Below are 2,816 nucleotides of genomic sequence, written 5' to 3'. Positions count from 1 at the left end.
CTTGAACTAAACTGTTTAGTTTGCACTTGGTGACAGCTTCGCCAGCTTTTCCCCTAGTAGCTGGATAATCCTCTGACACTGCAATTAAGCCAAATTTTATATCCTCAAAGTAAATCACACCTCCAATACGCCCTTCAATTTGAAAAGCTCCATGAAAAAAATGATACGGAGCGATGTAGATTAGCAAACAGTCACTAATCTTTATTGCCTTGCCAAACATCTGCTGACAAGTTTTTTGGAGGACAGCATCTAGATATTCATGATCGGCAGGCTCACCCAGGTCAGTAAATTCTGGATGATCCGCAAAATGATCCATGTATTATAGCCAAATATCAGACAAGTCTGCGTCATTCGTGAGTTTTCGCTTAAGTTCTTGCAATCGGTCGATATTCATATTGTGAATATTGAGAAAAACCAGTCGAAACAGATAGCAGAAAGTTCTAGTAAACCTTAAATAATTTGCAGATATGCTAAATTTCATTCAGACTAGTGCTAGTGTACTATAAGATTTGTAGTTTAGGATTTAATTTGCTCGTGGCATAGTGCGTAATAAACGAGACTGCTTGTAGTGGAGCTACCCTTGGGACAAGAATCTGTCGCTAGAACCAGGAAAATAGTTCACGTAGACATGGATGCCTTTTACGCATCAGTAGAGCAGAGGGACAACCCTAGCTACCGAGGTAAACCGTTAGTAGTCGGTGGCAGTCCGAATCAGCGAGGTGTAGTTGCAGCAGCTAGTTATGAAGCCAGAAAATTTGGTATTCATTCCGCGATGCCTTCAATAACAGCGATCGCTAAATGCCCCGGACTGATATTTGTCAGACCGAGATTCGACGTTTACCGAGAAATTTCTACTTCAATCCACACTATCTTTAAACGCTACAGTGATTTAGTGGAAGGGGTTGCACTAGATGAAGCATATTTGGACGTTACTGAGAACAAGCAAAACATCACCTACGCTTCTACTATCGCAAGACATATCAAAACTGCAATTTTCAAGGAAACTCAGTTGACGGCAACTGCGGGTGTGTCAATTAACAAGTTCCTAGCAAAAATGGCATCAGGCCAGAACAAGCCCAATGGACTGACGGTGATTTTACCCCAGGATGCGATCGCCTTTGTAGAACAGCTGCCGATTGAAAAGTTCCACGGCATTGGAGAAGTTACGGCGGCTAAGATGCACTCACTGGAGATTCATACTGGTGCAGATTTGAAAGTGCGGACTCTTTCTGAGTTAACACACCATTTTGGGAAAGCTGGTCATTATTACTACAAGATTGCCAGAGCAAAAGATGATCGCCCAGTTGAAGCGAATCGGGTTCGCAAGTCAATTGGTGCAGAAACCTCGTTTGCTAGAGATTTAAGTGATTATAGTGAAATGTTGCAAGAACTCGAACAGATTGCCCAAATTGTCGAGCAAAGGTTAGAGCAGCACGAAACGCGAGGCCGCACATTAACTCTGAAAGTCAAGTTTTCTGACTATCATCAGATAACCCGCAGTAAGACAATGCTTGCTCCCATCGGTGAACTCTCTACGATTTTTGAGATAGCCAAAACACTGTTTGAGTCGATTGACTTGGAGAATCGCAGTATTAGATTGCTGGGGATTTCGTTGTCTAACCTTGATAACGCCAAACAAACCCAAGTAATTCAATTGCCATTATTTCAGAATGGGAACATCATATTTTAGGGTAGGTGTAGTTTGTTCAGACGCTGACAACTCGGTTATGGAGAGAGAGCGAATCAACTCCCGAATCACATCAGTTGCAGGTCTACCTGTACTTGCACAATATCGTTCAAGTTTTTCGCTTTCAGCTGATGCAAGATTTATTGTGATTCGTTTGATAGCCCATTTTTTGTTCATGACTTGCCCTAATAATTAAATTTAATGAATTATCTAGACTTTAAATGCCTTGTGCAATACTTAACAAATATATAGATGTTAACCACAGCATACTTGCCGTAAAACTATTTTTAGCACATCCCTACCCAGAGTATTTACTTGTAGCCCAAAACTTCACTGATAAATCATTTATATGAACTTTAGAACATTTGAAAGGAGCTTGTATTTTTGGTAAATATTGTTAAGCAAAGCGTAATCGGAGTGAGCTTTGCAAGAGGCGTATAATCAGCAAGTATTGCCAATTGAATTTAGTAAACCTTATCTTCATACAATTGCATCTAATATTCATTTGCTCTTTACCCAAAGGTGAAATTGACTAACTACTCTGAATATAGACCTTCATTCAAGCACTATATTTAACTCCATAACTTAACGAAACCTTAATATGTCTAGAAAATTTTCTAGACACATTAAGGTTTAATAATTTTGGTTCTTCAGTAGCTGTTATGCCAAATTATTAGTTAGATATCAAAACTAAGCTCGACAATAAAGCTCAAAAGCCCGAATCAGTACTACACCCCATAAATAACTAGTAAATAATGTTGATTTTTCTTGCCTAGTAAGCGTTTTATGGCTTTTTTGAAAGTAATTTAGCATGATATATTAATTTTTATTCAGTCAGAGCTTAATTTACCCACAGAAATCATCAACCCTCAACTCGCGCCACACATCAGACACCTGCCACCCAAAGTTACCCACAGAGCGTAGAGGGCGATAGTGTTCAGAAATGTATTCGCATTCGGAAACGTAGTCTTCAATGTAAGGTGGATTTGGTTCAATTACGTAGCTTGGTGCTAGCTAGAGCCTAAGATTACGAATTACGGATTAGTATAAGTGGGTGTGTCAGAGTTTTGCCTTTACAGACAATGTATGATTCTTGGGAAGAGGGAGCAGAATAGAGCGTGATGAAAGC

Annotated in this window: 3 protein-coding genes; 1 reads left to right on the top strand and 2 read right to left on the bottom strand. The window is 39.7% G+C overall.

Features of this window, described 5'->3' with window-relative positions; all coding sequences use genetic code 11:
- Nucleotides 1–316: hypothetical protein (locus HWQ39_RS29530; RefSeq protein ID WP_292853345.1), on the bottom strand; the 316-nt coding region annotated here is incomplete at its 3' end.
- 252 nt (nt 317–568) lie between these two features.
- Here HWQ39_RS29530 and dinB point away from each other — a divergent pair.
- Nucleotides 569–1,690 (top strand): DNA polymerase IV, encoded by a 1,122-nt coding sequence (gene dinB / locus HWQ39_RS29525; protein WP_292853343.1) that lies wholly within the window; start codon nt 569–571, stop codon nt 1,688–1,690.
- On the opposite strand, the gene HWQ39_RS29520 is transcribed toward dinB, so the two are convergent.
- Complete coding sequence (locus tag HWQ39_RS29520) at nt 1,661–1,864, bottom strand: CopG family transcriptional regulator (protein WP_292853341.1); 204 nt, start codon at nt 1,862–1,864, stop codon at nt 1,661–1,663. The two genes, dinB and HWQ39_RS29520, sit on opposite strands and share 30 nt — an antisense overlap.
- Nucleotides 1,865–2,816 lie beyond the last annotated feature (952 nt).

Origin of the sequence: Nostoc sp. NMS8, assembly GCF_017115045.1 — a bacterium.
Taxonomy (GTDB): Bacteria; Cyanobacteriota; Cyanobacteriia; order Cyanobacteriales; family Nostocaceae; genus Nostoc.
The sequence above is the reverse complement of the archived record's forward strand: the minus strand, read 5'-3'. Positions and strand labels throughout refer to the sequence as shown.

Excerpts from the sequence above, each read along its gene's own strand:
- HWQ39_RS29520 (WP_292853341.1), bottom strand. The coding sequence starts at position 1,864 with ATGAACAAAAAATGGGCTATCAAACGAATCACAATAAATCTTGCATCA.